Raw genomic sequence first — 25,065 nt, forward strand, 5'->3', positions numbered from 1 at the left:
ATGTCGGATATTACCTACCTGCGCACCGGTGAGGGCTGGTTGTACTTGTGCGCGGTCCGCGACGGCCATTCCCGCAGAGTGCTGGGCTGGGCAATGGATAGCGTTCAAGATACACACCTAGTCGAACGGGCTCTGCGGATGGCGCACACACTGCGTGGTGATGTTTCTGCCATGGCCGGCGTTTTGGATCTGGCCAACGCGCTGGTGCTGGTGACCTCGCCGGCGCTCGACGGCGCGCAGTCCGCGTCGGCCACCCTGGACTGGCTGAACCTTCACGGCTACGACCAGCTCGCCGCCAACGCCGTGGTGGTCGTCTCCGCGAACGCGCCGGGCAAGCCGACCATCGACATGGGCAAGGTCGCCGACCACTTCGCCTCCCGCGCCCGCGCGGTGCACACCATCCCGTACGACCGCCACCTTGCCGAAGGTGCCGTGGTGGACCTGGAGCGTGTGGCGCCGGCGACGTTGAAGGCCTACCAGCACCTCACGGCCACGGTCGCCGCGGATTTCGGGTCCTGGCACCGCCACGCGGCACTCTGACGGGCGCCTGGGCCGCTCCTCGTGTGCGGTCTTCCTGCGGGGAGCCCTCGCACGACTCAGCGTCACACCTCCCATGGAAAACGAGGCAGGGGCCAAGCCCTCGTGCTTCTCATCGTCCTGGATCTAGAACGCGACGACACATGCATTCCGCTGGTGTTCTACGACATCAGGGTTCGAATGCTCGCATGATGTCGTGGGCCGGAGGAGGTGCCATGAGCTCATGGGGCCGCAGTCCCGGTTCGGAGTCACCGACCAAGATCGCCGCGATGATCACGCAGCGGGCAAGGCTGATGTGTTGGAAGGTGCCGCACACGACAGGGTGTAGTGAGCGTCGAGTTGTCAGGTGATGATCTACGGTTCCCGGTAGGGGCAGAATTACGCTTTTGTGGCGCACCTGTCGCACCGTGCGTACCGCCATATGAGCTGTCTCTGAGCTCCAGAAACCTTCTTAGGGTTGACGAGTCATATACCTACCTGAGTCAGCCAATTCGATCCGATACTACCGCTCGTTGGTTACACAACTAGAGAGCGCAAGAGGTGATATAAATCACTTTTCAGAAAATTTCCTGGCGCACATCCATGCATGTGCATACACTCTAGTTCGATTGATGAATGTGCATCAATCGAACTATCCAGACCAACACCTAGCATCCGGGAGTGCCCCCTTCTAGGGCAAAAAGAAAGGAGCGATCATGCCCCTGACAGCAGCGTCTTCGCGTACTGAGGCCATTCCCGACCGTACTCTTAGTGCGTCGTGGGAGCAGGTTGCAGCGATTATCGCTGCGGTCGACACCACGCTAGGTAAGTGGCTGGTTGACAACTACAACATCGGCCTTACTGATTACCGGGCCATGCTCCATCTGAGCCGGGCATCCAACCGGGAACTACGAATAACTGAGCTCGCGAACCGGGTTGGTCTCACTCAGAGCTCGGTAACCCGTCTGGTCGGTCGCATGGAGGTCAAGGGGCTGGCATTCCGGGATACCTGTCCAGATGATGGGCGCGGGGTCTTTGCGGTCATTACCGATGCCGGACTCAAGGTGGTGGCGGAAATCCGCGAGCCATACGAATCGAAGATCTGCGAGCTCCTCGGTGATGCTGCCAAAAAGTACCCGCAGCTGAACCTGGCTGATCTCGACCATTCATTCCAGGCAATCAGCAAGCTTATCTTCTAAGGGTCCCAGCATTTCCGGGGCCGACCCACAGGCAAATACATGCATGTACATACACTGTCTGAACTGAAAGGACTGCTCAATGACCACAAAAATTGATGTTTTTGTCGACTATGTCTGCCCGTTCTGCTTCCTCGTGGAGGGAGCAATCGACGAGCTCAAGCGAGACCGTGACGTCGAGGTAACCATTCGCCCCTTCGAGCTACGCCCTCACCCTGTTCCTACTCTGCGGCCAGAAGATGACTATTTACCGCGGATCTGGAAGGACGCGGTTTACCCGATGGCCGAGCGCCTGAACGTGCCAATCAGCCTCCCGACGATCTCCCCGCAGCCACGCACCGAGAAGGCGTTCATGGTGCTCCAGCTGGCCCAAGAGCGCGGCAAAGCCGACGCGTACTCCGAGGCAATGTTCAAGGCATTCTTCCAGGATGACAGGAACATCGGCGATGACGACGTGATTGTTAACGTCGCCACTTCCGTAGGCCTTGACGCGGGCGAGGTTGAAGCCGCTCTGCATAGTGAGGACCGACGAGCCAGGCAGCAAGCCGACCAAGATTATGCAGTCAACACCGCCGGAATCACCTCTGTGCCGAGCTTCATGGTCGATGGTTATCTTCTGTCCGGAGTCCCCAGCGCTACGCGGCTAAAGAAGACTGTCGACGACCTGACCGTCGACACTGCCCCCCCGCGAGGCTGGCTCATGAACGCGACTGCCCCGGAGGCCCTCGTCGAGGTCATGGACCAGGCCGTGGAAAGGTGCGTGAAGCACGTCGAGGCCGGGGGGCTGCCTTTCGTCGGTGTAGTCGTCGACAACTCGGGCATCATCTCGGATTTTGGAGTCAACCAAGTTCTGGAGACTCGCGATCCTAGTGCTCATGCGGAGATCGTCGCCATGCGTGAAGTCCTCGACGACCGGGAGGATCTATCCGGAACCATACTGCTTGCCACCGGCGAACCTTGCGGACTGTGTTACCGCTTTGCTCTCGACCACGGCATCGAAGCCATCTACGTGGCTGTCGACCGCGATGCCGTCGCCGCATGGGGATTCGACTACCGCACCAGCTATCCCTCGCTGGGCATCACCGATGAGCTCCGGTCTGCCGTCTTCCATAATCTGCCCGCCGAGCGCGGCGATGAGCCGTTCTCCCGATACTTCCAGACACAAAACAAACGTGGACGCTGATCAGCGCTCCTGCGCACCCTTGAAAGGACACTTACCATGAGTTGGCTCTACCTCGGAATCGCTGTCATCTTCGAAGTCGCAGTCGGCATCTCCGCCGGAAAAGCACAAGGCTTCACCAATTTCTGGTGGAGCGTTGCCACCCTCGTCAGCGGTGGAATCGGCACCTTCTTCCTCAGTTTAGCCCTGCTGACCTTCGACGTCGGTGTCGGCTATGCGCTGTGGACCTCTCTTGCCGGCGTCGGAATTGTCATCCTCGGCGCGATATTCCTCTCCCAGAAGCTTACGTGGAAGAAGCTGCTGGGTATCGGCATCGTCATCACTGGCGTCGTCGGGCTCAACCTCGCCGGCACTGCCTAACAACCCCCATCTCGCCCCATCTTCAGAAAGGACCGTATTCATGTCCACCAATGCGACCCGCGGCACTGCCGCCCCAGAAACCACCGAGAAAAACGCCAGACCCTGGCTGGCTCTACTACTCGCCGGAGGATTCGAAGTTGGATACGCTCTAAGCGTCAACGGTAGCGAAGGCTTCACCAACCTCACGTGGTCCCTCGTAGCGATCGTTTTCTTCCTCCTCACTCTGTTCTTCCTCAGCGTGGCTCTGAAGAAGATCGACGTGGGCATCGGTTACGCCGTTTGGGCCGGAATCGGCGCCGTCGGCGCTGCCCTGCTGGGCCCCGTCTTCTTTGATGAGACCCTCACCCTCGTGAAGGGATTCTGGCTGGCTGTCATCATCGGCGGTGTCATCTGGCTCAAACTCGCCGATAGCCCGAAACTCGAGGCGAAGAAGAATGCTACCCGGACTGCCATGGCCTCGGAACAGCACCAATAACAACCCGTCGGCCTCTCCTCGCCCGCTCCGTGGTTCAAACCGCCCCGGCAGCTAGCGGCAGGGTCGCCGCGTTCGATACCCACCACGTCACGCCCGTCATCGACACGGTGCACGCCTTCGACGATTGCGAAGCGGCCTATGCTCGCGCCGTCAGCGGGGAAATGGTCGCGAGGTCAGGCCACCTTGTGAGCACCCCCGATCGCCGGAGGTCTGGTCGCTCGGCGGAGTCTGTCAGGCGCCCTGTCACCGCCCCACCGCTAGCCGCAGCCAACCCAGCCCCCGCCAACCCACCCGCCGCGCGAGTCTTGCCCGCAGTGGAACTAGTCGCTGGCTTCGGTATGGCTTGTTTTCGTCCCTGTCTGAAAATGATCCGGGGGGTGATGCCGCCGAAGGCAGTGACTCCAGACTGCTAATAGGAACCTGACCCACACAGGATGTGTGAGGTCTCAAAGTAATGTGGATGCCAGCGTGAAGTATGTCCGACCACCAGCGATGAAATAAGTCTCATACTTGTTCAATTCGCCAGGAGGCCTGGCATGACCTACGACTATGTCATCGGCATGGACGCTGGCAAATACTTTCACCACGCTTGCGTCTTAGATATCGACGGTACCCAAGTGCTATCAAAACGCATCAACCAAAACGAAAAATCCCTGCGCACACTCTTTTCAACGTTTATCGCAAACGACCACAAGGTCCTTGTCGTCGTGGACCAGCCCAATAACATTGGGCGACTAACTGTCGCAGTTGCCCAAGACATCGGAATCGACGTGCGCTACCTTCCAGGGTTGGCTATGCGCCAACTCTCACGCATCCACGCTGGTAATGCCAAAACTGATATCCGGGATGCATATATCATCGCCCACGCTGCAAAGAACCTTCCGGAATCCCTCCGCAGTGTCGACCGCGTCGAAGAAGCCTTCCTCCAGTTGAAAGTCCTCAACGGCATCGACGAAGACTTAGCACGCTCCTACACCAGGCTCATCAATCAAATCCGAAGTGCACTAGTTGGCTGCTACCCGCAATTCGAACAGGCCCTTCGCGGCCAGGTGATCCACCGCAAATGGGTTCTGCACCTACTTGCACGCTACGGCGGACCCACCAAAATAAAGCGCCTCGGAAAAGCCAAAGCAGCTGCCTTCGCTCGACGCTATAAGGCACGCAATCCCGAGCCCGTCATCGATGCCATATTCGCTGCCATCTCTGAGCAAACAGTCGCCATTGCTGGTGCACAATATGCCGAAATGGGCGTAGCAATGTCGGCGAAGGACGCGCTTTTAAAGCTCGAGCACCGCAAACAAATCGAGCAGGAAGTCATCGAGCTCATCAACGACATCCCCCACACTCAAATCCTGCTATCCATGCCAGGAATCGGGCCGAAGACGGCTGCCCAAATTCTCATGACCGCGGGCGACATGTCCGACTTCCCGACAGCTGGGCACCTAGCCTCTTACGCTGGCTTATCACCCCGAACGAATCAGTCCGGAACCTCAATCATGTCGAACTCACTGAACAGAGCTAGCAATAAAAACTAAAGAACGCCCTATGGCAATCATCTTTTGCATCCATCAGATTCCACGAGCGTTCACGGCAATTCTATGAACGAAAGCGCCGTGAAGGCAAGAGACACAACGCCGCAGTAGTAGCGCTAGCCCGCAGACGGCTCAACGTCCTATACGCCATGATGAGCAACCACGAGTACTACCGCGATCCCGACCAATCACAGGAAGTCAAAGCAGCCTAAACACCAAGAACCAAACAACCGACTGGGTAAAATCCCAGTCGGCTTCAAGCCATGTCCGAAAACAACACGTCCAAACGGCGGACCTGACCCCTGTTTGGTAGACACCTGATATCCAGCCCGGTTGGGTTGGGAAGAAAGGTAATCTACCACCATGCCTAGGTACTCCGAACAGTTCAAACGTGATGCTGTGGCCCTCTACGAAAACAATGAGGACCTCTCACTTCACGCGGCTTCAGCAGAGCTTGGAGTCAATCGATCCTCACTTTATTCCTGGATCAAGCAGTACGGCACCGGCAAACGCGCCCGCACGAAGACCGTGCGCGACAAGGCCCAGGCGACGACTGATTCTGAACGGATCCGCCAGCTAGAAAAAGAAGTCTCTAAGCTGCGTGAAGAACGCGATATCCTGCGCAAGGCCGCGAAGTATTTTGCTTAAAGAGACACGCTGGTAATCCGCTTCCAGTTTGTCTATGACCACCGAACCGAGTACTCGGTCAAGCGGATGTGCCACGTGTTAAAGCTCAATCGCTCCTCGTTCTACAAATGGCTCAACACCCGCGCAAAACGCAGGTTAAAGACGTGTTCCGATGCCCTTCTTGGTGCGAGAATCAAGACCATTTTCGATGATGAGCACGGGCTTTATGGTGCTAAACGCATCGCTGCAAGCCTCAACGACGATACGGACATTCCTCCGACTAATCACAAGAAGGTCGCGCGCATCATGAAATCCATGGGACTGAAAGGCTTTACTAAACGGCGTCGATGCATCACCACCCGGCGCAAGCCTGGCCACCGAGTCATGCCAGATCTAGTAGGCCGCAATTTCACCGCTGACAGGCCGAACCACGTCTACGTAGGCGATATCACCTACCTGCCGTGTAAGGGCGGCAAGAACATGTACCTCGCCACGGTCATCGACGCCTACTCGCGCAAACTCGTCGGCCATGCACTCGCAGATCACATGCGGGTATCGCTGGTTATCGAAGCTTTGTCTCATGCCAGAAAGGTCCGCGGAAGCCTTAAAGGAGCAATTTTCCATTCCGATCACGGCAGTGTGTACACCTCACAGGCTTTTAGGGACCACTGCGCCAAGCTTGGTGTACGCCAATCCATGGGAGCGGTGGGAACGAGTGCTGATAATGCCCTGGCAGAATCATTTAACGCCACCCTAAAGCGTGAAGTTCTGCGTGATCGGAAAGTCTTTGACAATCCCATCATCTGCCGCCAAGAAGTCTTCCGATGGTGCATGCGCTACAACACGCGCAGACGACACTCCTGGTGCAATCTTCTAGCCCCCGATGCCTTCGAAGCACTCACATTAGCTACACTGACCCAAGCAGCATAGCTAACCCCCGACGTGTCTACTTTCCGGGGGTCAGGCCCGGCCCCGGCCGGAAAATCAACCCCGGTTAAGACACCCGCGAGGTTGACAAAATATATAGGAACACCCCCGCTGAGTCCTCAGAGAACTCTATCTCACCGAAAGGCTGATTGGAGCAAGCACGGAACACCACTCGAACCCAACAAACCCCGCCTCTCGGCGATGCAGGTTTGGTGTTAAGGTTTTCACCACTTTTTAGCCTAGGTTTCGGCTCATTTTCTCTCTGGCTTTCCTTCATTGCTGAAGTGTCGCAGGTTGTGTTCCCTCTGAGTAGAGCGGACAAAACCTGGGGCACTTTAACTCCAGAACCGAAAGCCGTTCAGCCTAAACGTGTCATTCACCGTGAATAGTGGACGAAAATTCGCGGGGGCGGGCTCACCTGCTATTTACCGTGAATGACATCAAATATTGGTGCTGGGACACGTCGGGCTCAGACGGCCTGAGCCTTTTCGTTGATGCGCGCTACACATTCAGTCGGGTTATCCAAGGACAAAATGAGCCGATCGAAATGCTCGTCTTTAAGCTCGATGACAACGGCGTTCTCATAGCCGCTAATGTTCCAGAACTGGCGTCCACCATCAGAGTGGAACGTGCCCGATAGTTTTTGGCCGGCTCGCAGACCCGGTGCTCGAAGGCCTTTGGGCTCGTGCTTCATTCCTGGGTCATGAGTAGCTCCGCGAACGTGGCTCCAGGGCACTGCAATACTGCGGGTTAAGGACCACATTTTATCCAGACCGCGTGGCTCAATAATGAGTTCTTTGTCCGCCAGAGTGAGCTTGTTGTTCATGATGGTTCTCCTTATTCTTCGATTCTTTGAGAGCGGGAAAGCACGTGCTGTCCCAAAGTGCCCGGGTCACTGAAGCACAGTTCATAGGCCTGTTGGATAAGTTCCCGTAAATCCTTACTGACAGGTGCCACCTCAACCAGTGCCACCACTACGAAGTCCTTTGACTCTTCCGACACTTGCCCGTTCTTAGCTTGGGCACACACCGCTTCCGCAGCAGCACGGAACAACCCATGCTTTGAGCCATAGAGGTTGTAGAAGCTGGACCGGTTAAGCCCCAGTTGATTGACCACCACGTCCACTGAGACTGCATTGAATCCGCTCCTGCCAAACAACGTTATCGCGCCAGAGAGAACTTCTTTTTCATTGAATTTACGAGGTCGTCCCATGAGTTTCATACTACTCATTCCAGAATGATTTGTCCACAACTAGATCGCCTTGGCCCACAGTCGAGCCGGTTCTTCCAAGCGACGTTTCTAACAAATAGGGGCCGAAATCTTGCCGTGCAGTAAAAATCCCCCGCCTCAGTGCGAGACGGGGGATGGAGGGTGAACGGGGACTAGTTCAGGCCCGGAATCTTCGGCAGCTTCGGCTGCGGGATGTTGAGGCCGAAGAGTTGGTTGATGGTCGGGATAAGGGCGTAGGCGGCGGCGCCGACGGCTGCGATGACAGCGACAATGGGGAGGATGATCTTCGCGCCGTGGCTGGAGCCGGCGAAGAAGGCCTGGCCAATGTCACCAGCGGAAGGCTCCTTCGTGTTGGTCGGCTTAGCGGGCGTGCTCGGCTCAGTAGTGGTCGTCTCAGCCGGGGAGGTGGTCGCGGAGGAGGACGGCTCCTCATCCTTCACGGCCGGGCGGGCGGTCAGCCACTGGTCGGAGTCCAGAACACCCTGGGTCAGGCGAGTCTCACCAATCCAGCCGTACCACGGGTCCTGCGGCTTGCGGTTATCAAAGCCAGCACCCATGACCCACTGCAGGTCACGCGGGAGCAAGCCCTCAGCACCCTTGGCGTTGCGCAGGATGGGTGCACCGTTGATGAACATCTCCACGGTGTCGGAATCCGGTTTGTTCACTACGGCAATGTGCATCCACTCATCGGTAGGCACCTCGTGAGACCAAACGGTGGAACCTTCGCCTTCCTTGGGCTCCGCCCACCAGCGCAGCTCACGCAGGTTGGAGATGCCGAACATGACGGTGGGGTCGGTGTCGTCGGAGCCGTCGACAAGCTCAGCGATGCTGGAGTCACGGGAAAGCGCACTGCCCCAGCCGTGCTCAGAGCCGTTGAAATCCTTCGGAATCTTCACGAAGGACTCGAAGGTGTAGCCCTCGGAGGTATCAACCTTGTTAATCTCAGCGCCCTCCTTGGAGCGGAACTCCGCCATTGCGGCCTGACCAGCCGGGTCGGACCAGTAGAGGGAACCAGAGTCGGAGGACAGCGGGTGGTGATCCTTGGTGTAGGTGATGCGCTCGCCCTCATTGGACGGGCCGCCTTCGCGAACGAGGTCGCCAGCGCCATCAGCACCGAAGGCATCCGGAATGATGGCACCTTCGGTGGCCACGTCGCCGTCGGCAAGCTGCTTGCCGTCCTTGTTCTTGGTCTGGCCTGGGCGCCAGTGGAAGACGGTCTTGTCAGACTTCACGAAGTCATTCGGACCTTCCGGAAGCTGGTCCTCCGGAATGGTGTACGGGGTGTAGCCTTCCTCAACGATGTCGCGGGCCTTCTTGCCCAAATCGGCGTCATCCTCATCGCCGATGGTCCACTCCGGAGCGAAATCAGCGAAGCGCTCCTTGAAGTTAAGCGGCACGTGGTAGCTATCGCCCTTGCCGTCAAGGATGAGCTTGTCGAACTGCGTGAGCTCCTTGGCTGGCTTCTGTGCGACCCATGGGGACAGGGCGGTCATCTCCAGTTCGTTGCCGGAGAGATCGAACTCAAGCACACCGAGCAGGCCATTTCCGCCCTGGTAGGCCATCTGGTAGTCTTGCAGGATGCCAATAACATCGTGGCCTGCATCGTTCTTGTCCACGCGGTAGCCCGCGCCGTGGTGGTGGCCGCCCATGGTGAGGAAGATCTGGTCATTCTTCTTAATGAACTTGTCCCACAGGCCCTTACCGTAGTCCTCGGAGTAGAAGACCTCGCCGGCGCCATCGATGTTGAGCACCTCATGGCTGGTGAGGATGACCGGCAGGTCCGGGTGCGCGTCGAGAACGCCCTGCGCCCAGTCCAAAGCCGCATCGTCCGCACGCCACGCCAGTGCCAGGACCAGGTACTTCTGGCCCTCGGCCTCAAAAATGTGATACTCGGAGTCATTGTTGACCGCGGTGTGACGCTCCTGGAAGGTATCCGGGTTAGCGTCCTTGGCACGCTCGGCGCTGAAGTAAGCGTTGTACGGGTGCGCCGACTTATCCTCAATCATGTCGTGGTTGCCCGGCAGGATGGAGTAGTTCAGGTCGGAATCATCGAGGACCTTCATTGCCTTGTCAGCGACCTTCCACTCGCCGTCGACGTCCGGCTGGTCCACTACGTCACCAAGGTGGGTAGCGAAGTCCATGTTGAGGGCCTTCTGGTTCTTCACCAGCCATTCAGTCTGCGCAGCGTAAGGCTCGCTGCCGTAGCGCGCCTGGGCCAGGTTGCCGGTCTCCGGGGTGGAGTAACGGGAGTAAAACTGGGTATCCGGCAGCACGCCGATGGTGAAGCGCGAGCCCATGCCCTCCTTTGGTTCATCAGCAGAAGCAGGAGCAACCAAGAAGGTTCCGGCCACCGAAGCGGTGACCACGGTGCCGAGAAGGCGGCGAGTAGTCATAGTTCTTCCTATACAAGTGAGGGTTGACGTTATTCAATTGAAAGAGACGAAGAACAGAATATGATTCGCAGTTTGCAGCCACGTGACCGCGATATTAACTTCTTTTTAAATCGCGGCTCACCGCTAGGATGGCGGGCATGAGCGAAGTCACCAAGAAGTACGGAGTCGACGTCACCCGCGTCAATACAGGCCACTACTGCGCAACGAATGCTGACGGGGCGAGCCTCGAGTTCGGAAGCGGCGAAGGGCTTTTGAGCCCAGTGGAACTACTCCTGGCCGCGGTCGCGGGCTGCTCGGCAGTTGACGTCGATGTGGTCACCTCGCGGCGCGCAGAGCCAGAGCTTTTCGACGTCCACGTGGACGGCACCCGCGTCAACGAAGACGGCGCCTCACGGCTGAGCGACGTCAATGTGGAGTTCTCCCTCCGCTTCCCTGATACCGACGCCGGCCGCCAAGCACAGTCCATGATTGAGCGCCTAGTCCGCATTTCTCATGAGAAAGACTGCACGGTTTCCCGCACGGTGGAGAACCCCACCACCGTCACCTTCCACACGAAAGACGCTTAAGCAAAGGGGTTGTCCATCGCCGTAAACATCGACCCGGCAGCGTCACTAAAGGGATTGCGTCCAGCGCGCAGTAAGTCACCGCGGCAGCGCTCAAAGGTTCGCCTGTGCCATATAGTCCGGATCATCGCCTGCAGCCCTAGAACCTCAACCTTGAGCATGCTGTAGCTAAAGAATCCCGAGGGGACAGAGGGGTTGCGCATATCCGCCTTGTCGAATGCCAGCACCTCATCGTCAGTCACCATATTCACGCATCACGAGGGCCACTTTTCCCGTTACAGGTGGTGCAATTTTAAACCAATGTGACTACAGTGTTTCCAGATACTACTTTCACCATCAACTGTAGTGACGCGCGACATCCTTCTACACGAGTTGCCGCCGTCATCGACTAGCCCCCTTTTGAGGAGAAACCGTGTCCCTTTCCCGTCGTTCCCTGTTCAAGGCCAGCGCCCTTGCGCTGGCTGCCGGCGCCGTTGGCAGCCAGGCCCCCGCCGCCCTCGCCGTGGGCCCGGCGCTCGGCACGATCATTGACTTCTCCGCTGGTGTTCCTTCGGCCAGCGCTATCAAGGCGGCCGGGCACCTCGGCGCCATTCGCTACGTGTCCCAGCGCCGCCCAGACGCACAGTGGATGAAGGGCAAGCCGGTGACCTTGGCAGAGACCAAGGCCAATGCCGTAGCAGGCCTCAAGACCGCCTCCATCTACCAGTTTGGTCGCGCCGAGACCGCTGACTGGCTCAACGGTGCCGCCGGCGCCGGTGTCCACGCACCGCAGGCCATCGCTATCCATAAGGCTGCGGGTGGACCGACCGGCCGCCCGATTTACATCGCCATCGATGACAACCCCACTCGCGCACAGTATGAAAAGCAGATCCGCCCCTACCTCAAGGCCTTCTCCGCTGCGCTGACTGCCGCGGGCTACCAGACCGGAGTGTATGGCAACTACAACGTCATCGACTGGTGCGTTGCTGATGGAATTGGTGAGTTCTTCTGGATGCACGATTGGGGCTCCGGTGGCAGGATTCATCCGCGCACCACGATTCACCAGAAGGCCAAGACGCAGGCCACCATTGACGGCATCACCTGCGATATCAACACCGTGTATGCCCGCGACTGGGGTCAGTGGACACCAGGTGAGGGTGCTGCCTCACGCCCGAAGCTCAAGGACATTCCCGCAGTGCCTAACGACGCCCCACTGCCCAACATTTCCCTTCCCGACCCCACCGGCCGCGGCTCCAGCGTCGGAGGCGATGGCATCACCATTGCCGGCTCCTCGGTGAGCAATGACCAGGTGCGCGGAGCCATCGATGTTCTCAACACCGTGCGCAAGGCAATGGGCTAGCACCTCCCTACTTCTTTTCTGCTGCAGGCGACGTTGACGTGACTGTCGACGTCGCCTTTGCCGTTGTCCTTGCCGTTGGCTTCAGCCCCGACGCCGTGGTGCTTGACGGTGTGGGCGTCGATGAGAAGGCCTCCGGATTGGCCAAGGCCTCTTTGTTAAGGTTATTTCCCTTTACCAGGTTCTTACCGGTGATTTCCTTGCGGACATAGGAGGTCAGCTCGTCAGCAGAACCCTCGATAGAGGCCGCGACGACGAAGTTCTCGCTAAAGGAAACTGAGGAGTGCCGGTCCTTACTGTCAGACCATCCCCACTTCGTCCCGACGACGTCGCTAAGCGCTGCAGTGCCATAGTCTTGTTGGTAGCCATCAGCAGACACCTCATCCGCGTGAGCCATCGCCACGAGCACTGGGTGGGTTGGGTCATCTTCCATGAGCTGGACAATGAAGCGCACAACATCGTAGGTCGACGTCTTCGAGTGTCCCCAGTCCTTCCCGGCGCTGGTGGAGGTCAGCCCGTATTCCTTGGCTATGGAATCGATGGACCGTGGGTACTTCTTAAAGAGTTGTCCGGCGCTCTCATCAGACGAGTCAGCGATCATCTCCAGCGCCAGGTACTTGTCCTCGAAGGAACCATGCTCGATGACGTAGGTGGCGATATAGAGCTTGATAAGGCTCAGCGCGTAGCGCGGCGTGTGCTCCGTGGGCGATCCCATGTGCATACCGGTCTCGATGCGGTAGTACGTAATCGCCTTCTGGTCATCACCTTTAAGGATCTGCCCCACTTCGTCGTCGACCGCTGCCAGTTGCGAGGAACCCTTCTTGTGAGAAATGGGCGCCGGCGTGGCCGGAGTGGAGCTCGTGGCATGCGACGAGTCTGAATCCTGTTCATTCGGCGGAGTGCAGGCGCTGAGAGCCGATGCGCCAAGTGCGCACGCCAGAAGGGCGGCACCAGCTCGCGCTGATGCCGCCCTGTGACAAGGCTGCGGGTAAGACACGAAGTGTGAGTTTACCTGCTTAGCCTTTAAAAGTACTGATCCAGGTAACCTTTAGTGGTCGACCGGAGCTTCCACGCCCACACCGGTGAGGGAGCGAACTTCCATCTCCGCGGAGAGCTCTTCAAGGTTGTCCGGCGGAGTCATGATGGAGACGATCCAACCTGCGAAGAAGGCCAGCGGAATGGTCACGAGACCCGGGGAGGACAGCGGGAAGATGGACCAGTCAGCGTTGGGGAACATCGAGGTTGGGGCGCCAGACACTGCCGGGGACAGGAAGATGAGCACCAGACAGGAGATAACGCCGGTGTACATCGATGCCACAGCACCTGCAGTGTTGAAGCGGCGCCAGTACAGGGAGTACAGGATAGTCGGCAGGTTGGCGGAAGCCGCAACAGCGAAGGCCAGGGACACCAGGAAGGCCACGTTCTGGGTCATGGCGAGGATGCCCAGGATGATGGATGCGATACCCAGGATAACCACGGTGATCTGGGAGACGCGGACCTGCTCTGCCTCGGTGGACTCACCGTTGCGAATGACGGAGTGGTAGACATCGTGCGCGATGGATGCGGAGGCGGTAATGGCCAAGCCAGCAACAACAGCGAGAACGGTAGCGAAGGCGACGGCGGAAATCACTGCCATGAAAACGGAGCCACCGATTTCCAAAGCCAGCAGCGGTGCAGCGGAGTTAGCACCACCCGGTGCGGCCAGAATACGGTCAGGGCCAACCAGAGCAGCAGCACCGTAGCCCAGAATCAGGGTCATCAGGTAGAAGGCACCGATGATGACGATGGCCCAGGTCACGGAACGGCGAGCCTCGGTTGCGGTCGGAACGGTGTAGAAGCGCATGAGAACGTGCGGCAGGCCACCCACGCCCAGCACCAGAGCGATACCCAGAGAGATGAAGTCAAGCTTGGTGGTGAGGTTCTTGCCGTACTTCAGGCCCGGCTCCATAATCTGGGAGGCCTCGTAGCCCTTTTCCTGGATGACGGCGGAGTTCGCATGCATGTCGACGGCCGTGCTAAACAGCGTGTTGAAGCCGCCCTTGAGCATGACGAAGGTGAGGATGCACATGATGACCACGCCGGTCACTAGGAGCACAGCCTTGATCATCTGCACGTAGGTCGTGCCCTTCATGCCACCGACAAGGACGTAGACGATCATGAGGATGCCCACGATGCCGACGACGACGGCCTGCCACTTGAACTCGTGAATATTGAGCAGCACAGCCACGAGGGAACCTGCACCGGCCATCTGTGCAATGAGGTAGAACAGCGAGACAAACAGCGTCGAGATAGCTGCGGCCACGCGGACCGGACGCTGCTTCAGACGGAAGGACAGCACGTCTGCCATGGTGAAGCGGCCAACGTTACGCATCGGCTCCGCCACGAGCATCAGAGCAACCAGCCAGGCCACGAAGAAGCCGACCGAGTAAAGGAAGCCGTCGTAACCGTTGAGTGCCACAGCACCGACGATGCCGAGGAAGGATGCTGCGGAGAGGTAGTCACCGGAAATCGCGAGACCGTTCTGGCGACCGGAGAATGAGCCGCCACCGGTGTAGAAGTCAGAGGCTTCCTTGGTGGACTTGCCAGCGCGAAGCACCACGTACATGGTGACGACCAAGAAGGCAGCGAAGACGGAGATGTTCAGAATCGGATTGCCGGCGGAGGATTCCGCTGCGGCCAAAGTAAAGGTCTGCATTGTTTAGCCCTCCAATTCCTGGCGAATGGCCGCTGCCTGCGGCTCAATGTTCTTGTTGGCGTAATTGACGTAGATGTACGTGATAACGAAGGTGGTCAAAAACTGGGCCAAGCCGAAGATAAGCCCTACGTTCCAGCCGCCACCAATTTCGATTCCCATAAACTCTGGGGCAAACACGGCCGCCAGCACGTAGAGCACGTACCAGAGGAAGAAGGCCACGGTCATAGGGAAGGTAAATTTGCGGTAGGTGCCGCGCAGCTTGGCAAACTGCGGGCTTTCGCGCATCTCGATGAACTCCTGCGGCGTGGGTTCGCGGCGTGAGTCAAGCGAAGCAGGTGCGTCAGTCATGTCGCTCTCCTTAGTAGGGGGTCATTTCTGCACAAATCGATGTGAGAGACGAGAGATAGTGTCCTCAGTCACGTTTTGTCCTGCCTAGTAAGTTACCGAACACACCATGCAAGGTTGTAAATCCTGCCAAGAAAAGTTGTCCGAGTTTAGTTTCCCTACCCCCAATAACACTTCTGAAGTGCGGGTTTTATAAATTTCATAACACCCCCGCGAAGAACAAATACACAAGAATCTAATTTAGCTAACCGAAAGTTAGCAGGAAATCGGGCGTTTCCTTCGCACTCTGCGAAGAAACTTCCCACATCCTCCCCTACCCCACCAACGCCCCACTGCCCCACGCCTTCGAGACATAAGAAAAGCCCGTCTCCCTTCAGCCCACTCAGCTTCTCCACCCTTCCCCTCGCAACAACTGCGGGGCGGATAAGGAAAAGTGGACGTGGTGAAGAGAGACGGGCTACGTCAGCCCCCCTGTTACTGCACTACTCGGCGCCAGGGAACTCGCGCGGGTCCTTGAACATGCGGCCGAAGCCTTCCTTGCCATCGAGCGAGTCGATAGCCGCGATGTCTTCGTGGTCCAGTTCAACTGTGGCGGCGGCAAAGTTCTCCTCAAGGCGCTCGCGGCGGCTGGACTTCGGAATGACGGAGATCCCCTTCCCCATAAGGTAAGCCAGCACAGTCTGGCCGGGCGTAATCTCGTGCTTCGCGGCCACGGAAATAACCTCTGGGTTGTTGAGGATGACACCGCGGGCCAGCGGCGACCACGCCTCGGTCACAATGCCCTGGCTGTCGTGGAACTCACGCAGCTCCGGCTGGGTGAACCCTGGGTGCAGTTCCACCTGGTTGAGGACAGGAACGATTCCCGTCTTGGCAATAAGCTCCTGGAGGGTCTCCTCGTAGAAGTTCGCCACGCCAATGGAAGCAATCTGCCCCATGCCTTGGAGGCGTGCAATCTCTTCGAAAGTCTCGACATAGAGCCCGCCCTGCGGCCACGGCCAGTGGATGAGATACAGGTCTAGATAGTCCAGCTGCAGCTTGCCCAAGGACTCGCTGAAGGCTTGGTCCACCTTGCCTTTCCCGTGATGGTCGTGCCACACCTTGCTGGTGATGAACAGCTCGTCACGAGTGACATCGCCGGCCTTCATGGCGGCGGCAAGCGCCTGACCTAGCTCCTCTTCGTTCTCATAGAGGGTTGCGGTATCGAAGTGGCGGTAGCCTAGCTCGATCGCTTCGCGCACGGAGCGGGTGAGATCCTCTCCGCGCAGCTTGTAGGTTCCGAGACCCAGCAGTGGCATCTCGCGGTCATCATTGAACGTGGTTTTTGGGACACTCATGCCATCCATTGTGCCCCACTCTGCGCTGTCGCGTGGCCGTGATGAGAAATCAGGGCACGCGCCAGCGGTTGTTAGGCGCGGATGAGATCAATAACGAAGGTCAGCGTACGACCCGACAGCGGGTGCGCACCACCGGCGGGACCATATGCCTTCTCCGGCGGAATGACCAGCTTGCGGCGGCCACCCACCTTCATGCCTGGAATACCTTCCTGCCAACCAGCGATGAGGCCCGTAAGAGGGAACTCAATCGACTGACCGCGGCCCCACGAAGAATCGAACTCCTGGTTCGTCTCGTAGTCAACGCCTACGTAGTGGACCTCAACGAAGCCGCCCGGCTGGGCCTCGGCACCGTCACCCACCACAATGTCTTCAATGACAAGGTCTTGGGGAGCGGGCTCGGTGGCCGGCTCGATTACGGGCTTGTCCATTGGGGGTTCTCCTCCTTGGATAAATCTTTATTCTTTGGTGGCCACATGCGCGTCAGGCCGAGCCACATCGCTCCTAGTATAAGGGGTGACGGGTGGCTCGGCCCTAGAAGTGCAGCGTATGGGGGTCATACACCGCGCACTGGGGCGGTCTGTAGAAGACCGCTACTTAGCGCTCGCTGCGCGGGGTAACCTTGCGCAGGGTTTCGCCGGTGTAAATCTGGCGCGGGCGGTTGATCTTGGTGTTGAGCTCAAGCTGCTCGCGGTACTGAGCAATCCAGCCCGGCAGACGGCCGATGGCGAAGAGGACGGTGAAGAAGTCCGTCGGGAAGCCCATGGCACGGTAGATCAGACCGGTGTAGAAGTCCACGTTCGGGTACAGCTTACGGGAGACGAAGTAGTCGTCATTCAACGCAATCTCCTCGAGCTTCATAGCCAGATCCAGCATCGGATCGCCGCCGAGGTGCTCAAGAATCTCGTGTGCGGTCTCCTTGACGATGGCCGCGCGTGGGTCGTAGTTCTTGTACACGCGGTGGCCGAAGCCCATGAGGCGAACGCCCTTTTCCTTGTTCTTCACGCGGTTCATGAAGTCGGTAGCGTCACCATCGTGGTTGTTCTGGATATCCTCGAGCATCTCCAGAACGGCCTGGTTAGCACCGCCATGCAGCGGGCCGGACAGGGCGTTGATACCACCGGCGATGGCCACGAACAGGTTGGCCTGTGCGGAACCGATCATGCGGACAGTGGAGGTGGAGCAGTTCTGCTCGTGGTCGGCGTGAAGGATAAGGAGCTTGTCCAAAGCCTTTGCCACGACCGGGTCAACCTCGTACTCCTCAGTCGGGTAACCAAACATCATGCGCAGGAAGTTCTCGCGTGCATTGAGCTTGTTATCCGGGTACATGTAAGGCTTACCCTGGGACGCACGGTAAGCATAAGCGGCCAGCATCGGCACCTTAGCCAGAAGGCGAACGGTGGCCTTATCCAGCTGCTCCGGGTCCAGCGGATTGAGCTGATCCTGGTAGTAAGCGGACAAAATGTTAAGGGAGGAGGCCAGAACCGCCATCGGGTGCGCGTTACGCGGGAAGATGTTGAACGCAGCCTTGAAGTCCTCATCCAACAGGGTGTGATGGCGAATTTCGGTATTAAACTTGGAGAGCTCATCCTCCGTTGGCAGGTGGCCCTTAATAAGAAGGTAGGACACCTCGTTGAAGGTAGCGTTTTCAGCCAAGTCAGCAATGTCATAACCGCGGTGACGAAGGATGCCTTCCTCACCATTAATGAAGGTAATCTTGGACTCGGTCGAACCGGTAGCTGCGTAACCTGGGTCGAAGGTCACCAGTCCAGTTTCGTTGCGGAGCTTGCCAATATCGAAGCCGGAGTCACCTTCGGTGGACTGCTTGATGTCCATCTCGTATTCGCCGCCGGGGTAGTGCAGTACGACCTTGTTCGCGTCAGAAGCCACGAGCTTTCCTTTCTCAATATGTAACGCCGACTCACGCCGGCGCGACCTAATTAAACCTCTTCACACTTTAGCAAAGTTTGTGACTCTGCCAACATTGGCAATCCTGGCAAAATATCTAGTGCGCGAACGAAATTAAGCTAGACTGCCCACATGAGCAACACAGAACTCGTCCTGCCAGCAGATCTCCTCCCTGTCGACGGCCGTTTTGGCTGCGGGCCTTCCAAGGTTCGCCCCGCCCAAATTGAGGCAATCACCGCCGGCGCCAACGCAATTATCGGCACGTCTCACCGCCAGCCAGCAGTCAAAGATCTGGTCGGTTCCATTCGTGAGGGCCTTAGTGATCTTTTCTCCCTTCCGGAGGGCTACGAGATTGTTCTTTCCCTCGGTGGCGCTACGGCTTTCTGGGATGCAGCCACCTTCGGGCTGATTGACAAGAAGTCCGCACACCTGAGCTTCGGCGAATTCTCTTCCAAGTTTGCTAAAGCTGCCGAAAAGGCACCCTGGCTCGACTCCCCTCTCATTACGGAGGCTGAAGTCGGTACCGCTCCAGACCCCACGACGGCTGATGCAGACGGCGCGGATGTCATCGCGTGGGCACACAACGAGACGTCAACGGGCGCCATGGTGCCGGTAACCCGGCCCCAACCGGACAATCCTGACCAGCTCGTCGTTGTGGACGCCACCTCCGGCGCTGGCGGCTTGCCGGTTGATATGTCTGAGGCAGACGTGTACTACTTCTCCCCGCAGAAGTGCTTCGCTTCCGACGGAGGCCTATGGCTCGCGGCAATGTCCCCGGCGGCCATCGAACGCATTGAGAAGATCAACTCCTCCGACCGTTTCATCCCGGCCTTCCTCAACCTGCAAACAGCGGTGGATAACTCCCGCAAGAACCAGACCTACAACACCCCAGCGGTGGCGACGTTGCTCATGCTGGACAACCAGGTTCAGTGGATGAACGCTAACGGCGGCCTCGACGGCATGGTGAAGCGCACCACGGACAACTCCACCGTCCTCTACAGCTGGGCCGAGTCCCGCGCAGAGACCACTCCGTTCGTGGCGGAGCCTTCCGCTCGTTCGCTCGTGGTCGGCACCATTGACTTCGACGAATCCGTCGATGCCGCCGCCGTAGCTAAGACTCTGCGCGCCAATGGCATTCTCGACGTCGAGCCTTACCGCAAGCTAGGCCGCAACCAGCTACGAGTGGGCATGTTCCCGGCCATCGATGCCGAGGACATCACGAAGCTCACCAAGGCCATCGACTACGTGCTGGATAACCGCTAACTTTCACTCACCACGCGTGCCGCTCCGCACAGCAACTTGTGGTGCAACTTAGTGTTGCGGCACTCAACATGCCCCACGCTCTTGCCGGAGTTTGGGGCATGCTCTGGGTAAAGTGGACTTCATCACATGTCCGCTACCAGGCTAAGGAGCGCCACCATGCGCGAGATTTTCCTCGCACCCAGCGACTCAACTGACACCTCGCTCGTCCTTCGAGCAGAGGATGGCGAGGAGTTCTTCCTCGAAGTCACCGACGAGCTTCGTGAGCTGCTCGCGCCTGCCAGTTCCACCAGCGCCGCAGACTCCCCTGAGTCCGCCGACACCGCAGCAGACCAGGACGCGAATCAATCCGCTACCGAGGCTGAGGCGGATAATGCCGAGGCCCAGGCATCCCCACAGGAACCCTCCACTGGCCTGCACACGGTCATGCCCTCCTCGTACAAGCCCCAGGAAGCGGATAACTCATCTGCTTCTTCGCAGCCCATCAGTCTGCGCCCCAACGAGATTCAGGCACGCATTCGCGCGGGTGCCTCCGCTGCCGACATCGCAGAAGAGCTCGGCGTCCCGGAATCCCGTATCGAGCCTTTTGCCCACCCGGTATTGCTGGAAAGGGCGCGGATCGCGGACGTCGCCAAGCAAGCCCACCCCATCCGCGAAGATGGACCGGCCAAGCTTACCTTGTGGGAAATCCTCGCCACGGCCTTCGCCGCGCGCGGGCATTCCCTCTCGGAGTCCACGTGGGATGCCTACCGCCACCAGGGCGAGCCGTGGATTCTGCGCATCACCTGGAAGGCTGGACTGTCCTCCAATGAGGCGGAGTGGACCTTTAAGCAGACCATGACCTCCCCGGCTACCGTGGAGGCGCGCAACTCCGTAGCCGCGGATTTGACCGATCCTGACTTCGTGCAGCCAGTTCGCTCACTGACCTCAGTAGGACGTGGCGAGCGCTACGACGAAGCCATTGATGGCCGCGAACAGTTCGCAGAGCGCGACGATATTGAGTCCGCTCGCGCCGGTGACCCGGGCGTGACGGATTTGTCTGTGTATTCCGGCAGTGCTTCTGATGCCGACTCCGACGATCACTATGCGGAGCCTTCAGTGCTGCCGTCACCGCGTGGTGGCGAGGAACCAGGTGCGGATGCTGACAATGACGCTTCACGTGGCGCGGGCGAGCAGGATGTACCGGCATCGGCATCAGCACCCGACGCCACGCAGGACAAGGACTCCGCCGTGGACGAGGACTTCCTGCAGAATCCCGACCCGGAGCCAAAGCCCACGAAGCGTCGCCGCAAGGCTGTCACCCCGCACTGGGAGGATGTGCTGCTCGGTGTTCGTGCCAACACGAAGCGTCCCCGCGAGTAACGTCGAGTAATTCACCGTGGATACCCAAAGCGCCGTTCTCACTCTCTGGTACGTCACTGCGTCCGACCCCGCTGAGGTCCTGCGCAGTGAGCCCAAGGCCGACCGCGGCTTCGGCCGAAAGTTTCTCGCACAGCTCAACCCGGCACTCCCCGTTACCCCTATTGGGCAATTCCCGCTTAACCGCTCTGCCGAGCCCGGCGCGAGCGAGTTCTACATCGGCGGCTACCCAGGCGTGACCGTGGTGCAAACCATCATCCGTGATGACCAGCTCACCCTCTCGCAGCTCTCTCGTATGCTGCGAGAGGCCGTGCCGGCCCACGAGATCTATGCCTTCGCCTCCAACCCGGACACCGGCTACGCAGGATTTGCCCACTGGACGGGCCCGCGCCTGCGCCGCTCCCTGTGCGGCACACGCTTCAACTTGTATGAGGATCACGGCCTGCCGGAAACCTTTGAGGCTCCCTACTGGGCAGGTGAAAAGGATGAGCCGGTCGGCGGCATCGCGCTGCCCTTCGAGCCGCAGAGCATTACCGAAGCCGCCCAGGCCTACTGGCTCGGCATCGAGGTCGGCGCGGATGGCCCCGACGTGGACGTGGTGGGCTATGCCACCGATGGCCGCCCCGAGCCGAAAGTCGATACTCCTCCCCCGCGGCGCAGCGTGGCTGAGGTGGCGACGACCTCCGTGGCGAAGCTGGGACTTCATGACTATGACGATTACGAGGAACACGACCTCGAGCCGGAATCCACCGGTGAGGAAATCGTGCGCACCGCCAAGCATTTGGGCGGGCTCGTGCGCCGCTACGCAGTGTCGACGTCCCGGTCTCTCTGGGAGCGCTGGCGCTCATAGAAGGCAATTGCCGCGGACGTTGCCACGTTGAGTGAATCGGTCCCCTCTGCCATGGGGATGCGTGCGCGCACATCGGTGGCCTTCATCGCATGTTCGGTCAGGCCCGGGCCTTCCGCACCGACGAGCAGTGCTACCTTCTCAGCGCCGTCAAGGGCCTCCGCAATGTGGACGGCCTCCGGATGCGGGGTCAGTGAGACGAGCCTAAAGCCCTTTTCACGCAGCTTCTCCAGCCCGCGCTGCCAGGTGGTAAAACCTCCCTCGAAGCGTGCCCAGGGCAGGCGCAGCACGTGCCCCATGGACACGCGCACTGAGCGGCGGTAGAGCGGGTCAGCTGCCCCGGAGCCGAGCAGGATACCGTCGACCTCCATGCCGGCAGCATTGCGGAAGAGCGAGCCGATATTCTCATGGTCGCCCACGCCTTCCATGATGGCGAGCGTGCGGGCACCGTCGATGACCTCGTCCACGCTCCATGCCTCCGCGCGGTCAGCGGCAGCCACCAGGCCGCGGTGCATATCGAAGCCGGTGACCTCCCCCAAGGTGTGGCGGGTGACCTGATAGACGGGAATGTCACCTACATCGTGTGATTCCAGGAAAGTATTGAGTTTTGCCTCAAAACCAACGATGCACCGCACCGGAAAGCGCGAGGCCAGCAGGCGCTCCACGCACAAGGGGCCTTCACCAAAGACGAAACCCTCGCCGGATTTATCCGCATGTTTCAAATCGCGGATATCGTCCAAGCGAGGGTCTGCAGGGTCATCGATGATAAAACGCATGAGGACCAGTTTAGCGCTGGGCTAGCGTGAATCGGCCCTTAGGCCAGCGCTGCGGTAATCGGCCCCATGGCGAAGTAGACCACGAAAAGCGCGGCAACCAGCCACATGATCCAGTGAACCTTCTTGGCCTTACCAGCAAAGGTAGCCATGAGTGCATATGCAATGAAGCCCACGCCGATACCGTTGGCAATGGAGTAGGTAAAGGGCATGACCACGATGGTCAGGAAGGCCGGGATGGCCTCCTCCATGCGGGTCCAGGCAATGTCTTTGAGCTGCGCGGCCATCATGACGCCCACGATGACGAGAACCGGCGCGGCAGCCTCAATCGGCACAATTTCATAGAGCGGGGTCAGGAACATCGCCAGCAGGAAGATCACACCGGTCACCACGTTGGCGAGGCCAGTACGGGCACCATCACCAATACCGGCAGCAGAATCCGCAAAGACGGTGTTGGAGGACACCGAACCGGCACCACCGGCCACGGCACCCACGCCTTCCACAACCAGCGCGGTCTTCATGTCTGGCAGGTTGCCGTTCTCATCGACGAGATTGGCCTGCTTGCCCAGACCGTTCATGGTGCCCATGGCATCGAAGAAGTTGGTAAGCAGCAGCGTGAAAATGAGTAGCACGGTGGAAACCACGCCGAGTCTGGTGAACGCACCAATGGGATCCACCTGGCCCACAATCGACAGATCCGGAATGCCGCCGAGGGAGCTCGGGATTTCTGGCGTCGCCATGCCCCAGCCCTCAGAACCAGTGAGGGCCTGGATAATCATGGCGATGATGGTGGTGATAACGATGCCGATGAAAAGGCCTCCGCGCACCTGCCGGATGACGAAGAAGCCAGAAAGAATTAGGCCCACGACGAAGACGAAGGCTGGCCAGGTGGAAATGGAGCCGTTAACGCCGAGCCCCACAGGAACAGTCGTCATCGCCGCATCCGGGACACGGGTGACAAAGTGGCCGTCCACGAATCCGATGAGCGCAATAAACATGCCGATACCGACACCCATCGCCGCCTTCATGGAAGCAGGGATGGCGTCAAAGACGGCCTGGCGGAAACCGGAGATGGCCAACAGGACAATGATGATGCCTTCAATAACGACAAGGCCCATGGCCTCACGCCACTCCAGCCCATTGAGAGACACCATGGTCACGGCCACGAAGGTATTCATGCCTAGGCCCGCCGCCATGGCGAACGGATAGCGGGCAATAACACCGAAGGCAATGGTCATGACACCGGCCACGAGAGCGGTAGCGGCAGCCACCCGGGGGATGCCGAGAGTAGTGCCGGCGGAGTCTTCCGAGGTGCCCAGGATGAGAGGGTTGAGGAGAATGATGTAGGCCATCGCAAAGAACGAGACCACACCGGCACGCACCTCGGTGCCGATAGTGGAGCCACGTTCCGTGACCTTGAAATAGCGATCGATAGCTGCGTTCATCGTGAGAGAGCGCCCCTTCTATCTAGAGAAATGAAGTTTTACCTGCTAAGGGTGCTCCACCTGACCACTAAAACGCAAAACCTGCTCGCTGCATCATCGCTGCGAGCGGGAGGTAACGAGCTCTTTAGAAAACTGGTTTCTCGTCGTCAAAGGGCCGTTCCTGCTCAGATCCCTCTTCACGGATGGTCGTACCCGAATGCGCGCCACATCCATAGGTGGCGTGCACCACTTTGCCATCCGCAGAGTATTCATTGGCACACACACCAAAATTGGGCAGAAGCTTCAAAAAGAAAGCGCACGTTTTGCACTGCAGCTGTGCCTGCGCGGCCATCTCAGAATTCGGCCCGTACTTCTTACGCCAGCGCTCCTTAGCCTCCTTGAGGCCGGTCTCAGAAAGCTCACCGCCTGCAAGGCGGTCGTCGTCAAGCGCGGGCGGCATCAGATCCCCCGGACCAAGGTCACCTGGGCGCAGTCGCTCGGAATAGGGCACCCACTCCGGGGCCTGCAGCGCTTGACCTCCAGGAACCAGTGCTACCTCGTTGACCGTCGGCGTGCGCGACCCTTCAGCGCAGGCGACCACTGCATGCCACTCCCAGCCGGGGTAGCCAGGAACGTGCGCCTCGAAGCGGTGGGTAGCCACGTTACGGCCCACTCCGGCGACGCCGCGGTGCTTGCCGACGTCCCCCTCACCCACCTCTTCCACAGCCCGGCGCGCCAGGTCGACTGCGGCGGAATCGAGGAGCGGGGAATGCATCTTTTTCTTGCGA

Annotated in this window: 23 protein-coding genes and 2 pseudogenes; 12 read left to right on the forward strand and 13 right to left on the reverse strand. The window is 59.0% G+C overall.

Features of this window, described 5'->3' with window-relative positions:
- The 7 genes and pseudogenes from QP922_RS12135 to QP922_RS12165 form a co-directional block, all read left to right on the forward strand.
- Positions 1-540: MinD/ParA family ATP-binding protein (locus QP922_RS12135; RefSeq protein ID WP_284809775.1), on the forward strand; the 540-nt coding region annotated here is incomplete at its 5' end.
- 692 nt (positions 541-1,232) lie between these two features.
- Positions 1,233-1,715, forward strand: coding sequence for a MarR family winged helix-turn-helix transcriptional regulator (locus QP922_RS12140; RefSeq protein WP_284809776.1), 483 nt, complete (start codon positions 1,233-1,235; stop codon positions 1,713-1,715).
- Between the two features lie 79 nt (positions 1,716-1,794).
- Positions 1,795-2,895: a DsbA family protein gene (locus QP922_RS12145; protein ID WP_284809777.1), complete on the forward strand. Its 1,101-nt coding sequence runs from the start codon at positions 1,795-1,797 to the stop codon at positions 2,893-2,895.
- Between the two features lie 36 nt (positions 2,896-2,931).
- Positions 2,932-3,252 carry a DMT family transporter gene (locus tag QP922_RS12150; protein WP_095547594.1) on the forward strand — a complete coding sequence of 107 codons (321 nt, stop codon included), beginning with the start codon at positions 2,932-2,934 and terminating at the stop codon, positions 3,250-3,252.
- Between the two features lie 40 nt (positions 3,253-3,292).
- Complete coding sequence (locus QP922_RS12155) at positions 3,293-3,727, forward strand: DMT family transporter (protein ID WP_284809779.1); 435 nt, start codon at positions 3,293-3,295, stop codon at positions 3,725-3,727.
- A 536-nt stretch (positions 3,728-4,263) separates the two neighbouring features.
- A pseudogene (locus QP922_RS12160) lies at positions 4,264-5,471 on the forward strand (IS110 family RNA-guided transposase).
- A 151-nt stretch (positions 5,472-5,622) separates the two neighbouring features.
- Positions 5,623-6,816, forward strand: a pseudogene (locus QP922_RS12165) (IS3 family transposase).
- 466 nt (positions 6,817-7,282) lie between these two features.
- On the opposite strand, the gene QP922_RS12170 reads toward QP922_RS12165, so the two are convergent.
- From QP922_RS12170 to QP922_RS12180, 3 genes are all read right to left on the reverse strand, one after another.
- Positions 7,283-7,639, reverse strand: coding sequence for a hypothetical protein (locus QP922_RS12170; protein WP_284809780.1), 357 nt, complete (start codon positions 7,637-7,639; stop codon positions 7,283-7,285).
- 11 nt (positions 7,640-7,650) lie between these two features.
- The gene (locus QP922_RS12175; protein ID WP_284809781.1) at positions 7,651-8,025 is read right to left on the reverse strand and encodes a TetR/AcrR family transcriptional regulator; all 375 of its coding nucleotides are present in this window, start codon (positions 8,023-8,025) and stop codon (positions 7,651-7,653) included.
- A 170-nt stretch (positions 8,026-8,195) separates the two neighbouring features.
- A complete protein-coding gene (locus QP922_RS12180) occupies positions 8,196-10,436 on the reverse strand; it encodes a LamG-like jellyroll fold domain-containing protein (protein ID WP_284809782.1) in 2,241 nt (746 codons plus the stop codon).
- Positions 10,437-10,573: 137 nt separating this feature from the next.
- Between QP922_RS12180 and QP922_RS12185 the strand changes: the two genes are divergently transcribed.
- The gene (locus tag QP922_RS12185; RefSeq protein ID WP_284809783.1) at positions 10,574-11,002 is read left to right on the forward strand and encodes an OsmC family protein; all 429 of its coding nucleotides are present in this window, start codon (positions 10,574-10,576) and stop codon (positions 11,000-11,002) included.
- Here the strand turns inward: QP922_RS12185 and QP922_RS12190 are convergent.
- A complete protein-coding gene (locus QP922_RS12190) occupies positions 10,999-11,250 on the reverse strand; it encodes a hypothetical protein (RefSeq protein WP_284809784.1) in 252 nt (83 codons plus the stop codon). The two genes, QP922_RS12185 and QP922_RS12190, sit on opposite strands and share 4 nt — an antisense overlap.
- Before the next feature lie 161 nt (positions 11,251-11,411).
- Between QP922_RS12190 and QP922_RS12195 the strand changes: the two genes are divergently transcribed.
- Entirely contained in the window at positions 11,412-12,338 is a 927-nt protein-coding gene (locus QP922_RS12195; protein WP_284809785.1) for a DUF1906 domain-containing protein, read from the forward strand.
- A 7-nt stretch (positions 12,339-12,345) separates the two neighbouring features.
- Here QP922_RS12195 and QP922_RS12200 read toward each other — a convergent pair whose 3' ends face one another.
- From QP922_RS12200 to QP922_RS12225, 6 genes are all read right to left on the reverse strand, one after another.
- A complete protein-coding gene (locus QP922_RS12200) occupies positions 12,346-13,332 on the reverse strand; it encodes a hypothetical protein (protein WP_284809786.1) in 987 nt (328 codons plus the stop codon).
- 51 nt (positions 13,333-13,383) lie between these two features.
- Complete coding sequence (locus QP922_RS12205; RefSeq protein WP_284809787.1) at positions 13,384-15,030, reverse strand: monocarboxylic acid transporter; 1,647 nt, start codon at positions 15,028-15,030, stop codon at positions 13,384-13,386.
- Positions 15,031-15,033: 3 nt separating this feature from the next.
- On the reverse strand, positions 15,034-15,378 hold the full coding sequence (locus QP922_RS12210; protein WP_284809788.1) for a DUF485 domain-containing protein: 345 nt from the start codon (positions 15,376-15,378) through the stop codon (positions 15,034-15,036).
- Between the two features lie 479 nt (positions 15,379-15,857).
- Positions 15,858-16,718 (reverse strand): aldo/keto reductase, encoded by an 861-nt coding sequence (locus tag QP922_RS12215; RefSeq protein ID WP_284809790.1) that lies wholly within the window; start codon positions 16,716-16,718, stop codon positions 15,858-15,860.
- A 62-nt stretch (positions 16,719-16,780) separates the two neighbouring features.
- Positions 16,781-17,137, reverse strand: coding sequence for an FKBP-type peptidyl-prolyl cis-trans isomerase (locus tag QP922_RS12220; protein ID WP_039674461.1), 357 nt, complete (start codon positions 17,135-17,137; stop codon positions 16,781-16,783).
- A gap of 166 nt (positions 17,138-17,303) precedes the next feature.
- Positions 17,304-18,596: a citrate synthase gene (locus QP922_RS12225; protein ID WP_284809792.1), complete on the reverse strand. Its 1,293-nt coding sequence runs from the start codon at positions 18,594-18,596 to the stop codon at positions 17,304-17,306.
- A gap of 150 nt (positions 18,597-18,746) precedes the next feature.
- On the opposite strand from QP922_RS12225, the gene serC reads away from it, so the two are divergent.
- From serC to QP922_RS12240, 3 genes are all read left to right on the forward strand, one after another.
- Positions 18,747-19,877, forward strand: coding sequence for a phosphoserine transaminase (gene serC, locus QP922_RS12230; protein ID WP_284809794.1), 1,131 nt, complete (start codon positions 18,747-18,749; stop codon positions 19,875-19,877).
- A 156-nt stretch (positions 19,878-20,033) separates the two neighbouring features.
- Positions 20,034-21,236, forward strand: coding sequence for a septation protein SepH (sepH, locus tag QP922_RS12235; RefSeq protein WP_284809796.1), 1,203 nt, complete (start codon positions 20,034-20,036; stop codon positions 21,234-21,236).
- A gap of 16 nt (positions 21,237-21,252) precedes the next feature.
- Positions 21,253-22,083, forward strand: coding sequence for a DUF6928 family protein (locus QP922_RS12240; protein ID WP_284809797.1), 831 nt, complete (start codon positions 21,253-21,255; stop codon positions 22,081-22,083).
- Here QP922_RS12240 and QP922_RS12245 read toward each other — a convergent pair.
- From QP922_RS12245 to QP922_RS12255, 3 genes are all read right to left on the reverse strand, one after another.
- A complete protein-coding gene (locus QP922_RS12245; RefSeq protein WP_284809799.1) occupies positions 22,035-22,856 on the reverse strand; it encodes a TrmH family RNA methyltransferase in 822 nt (273 codons plus the stop codon). The genes QP922_RS12240 and QP922_RS12245 overlap by 49 nt on opposite strands.
- A 38-nt stretch (positions 22,857-22,894) precedes the next feature.
- On the reverse strand, positions 22,895-24,298 hold the full coding sequence (locus QP922_RS12250) for an NCS2 family permease (protein ID WP_284809800.1): 1,404 nt from the start codon (positions 24,296-24,298) through the stop codon (positions 22,895-22,897).
- A 124-nt stretch (positions 24,299-24,422) separates the two neighbouring features.
- Complete coding sequence (locus QP922_RS12255) at positions 24,423-25,052, reverse strand: DUF3027 domain-containing protein (protein ID WP_350309361.1); 630 nt, start codon at positions 25,050-25,052, stop codon at positions 24,423-24,425.
- Between the last annotated feature and the right edge of the window lie 13 nt (positions 25,053-25,065).

The organism is Corynebacterium sp. MSK218 (assembly GCF_030232655.1).
Taxonomy (GTDB): Bacteria; Actinomycetota; Actinomycetes; order Mycobacteriales; family Mycobacteriaceae; genus Corynebacterium.

Coding starts and splice junctions, on each gene's coding strand:
- QP922_RS12140 (WP_284809776.1), top strand. CDS start 1,233: ATGCCCCTGACAGCAGCGTCTTCGCGTACTGAGGCCATTCCCGACCGT.
- QP922_RS12145 (WP_284809777.1), top strand. CDS start 1,795: ATGACCACAAAAATTGATGTTTTTGTCGACTATGTCTGCCCGTTCTGC.
- QP922_RS12150 (WP_095547594.1), top strand. CDS start 2,932: ATGAGTTGGCTCTACCTCGGAATCGCTGTCATCTTCGAAGTCGCAGTC.
- QP922_RS12155 (WP_284809779.1), top strand. CDS start 3,293: ATGTCCACCAATGCGACCCGCGGCACTGCCGCCCCAGAAACCACCGAG.
- QP922_RS12170 (WP_284809780.1), bottom strand. CDS start 7,639: ATGAACAACAAGCTCACTCTGGCGGACAAAGAACTCATTATTGAGCCA.
- QP922_RS12175 (WP_284809781.1), bottom strand. CDS start 8,025: ATGGGACGACCTCGTAAATTCAATGAAAAAGAAGTTCTCTCTGGCGCG.
- QP922_RS12180 (WP_284809782.1), bottom strand. CDS start 10,436: ATGACTACTCGCCGCCTTCTCGGCACCGTGGTCACCGCTTCGGTGGCC.
- QP922_RS12185 (WP_284809783.1), top strand. CDS start 10,574: ATGAGCGAAGTCACCAAGAAGTACGGAGTCGACGTCACCCGCGTCAAT.
- QP922_RS12205 (WP_284809787.1), bottom strand. CDS start 15,030: ATGCAGACCTTTACTTTGGCCGCAGCGGAATCCTCCGCCGGCAATCCG.
- QP922_RS12210 (WP_284809788.1), bottom strand. CDS start 15,378: ATGACTGACGCACCTGCTTCGCTTGACTCACGCCGCGAACCCACGCCG.
- QP922_RS12215 (WP_284809790.1), bottom strand. CDS start 16,718: ATGGATGGCATGAGTGTCCCAAAAACCACGTTCAATGATGACCGCGAG.
- QP922_RS12220 (WP_039674461.1), bottom strand. CDS start 17,137: ATGGACAAGCCCGTAATCGAGCCGGCCACCGAGCCCGCTCCCCAAGAC.
- serC (WP_284809794.1), top strand. CDS start 18,747: ATGAGCAACACAGAACTCGTCCTGCCAGCAGATCTCCTCCCTGTCGAC.
- sepH (WP_284809796.1), top strand. CDS start 20,034: ATGCGCGAGATTTTCCTCGCACCCAGCGACTCAACTGACACCTCGCTC.
- QP922_RS12245 (WP_284809799.1), bottom strand. CDS start 22,856: ATGCGTTTTATCATCGATGACCCTGCAGACCCTCGCTTGGACGATATC.
- QP922_RS12250 (WP_284809800.1), bottom strand. CDS start 24,298: ATGAACGCAGCTATCGATCGCTATTTCAAGGTCACGGAACGTGGCTCC.
- QP922_RS12255 (WP_350309361.1), bottom strand. CDS start 25,052: ATGCATTCCCCGCTCCTCGATTCCGCCGCAGTCGACCTGGCGCGCCGG.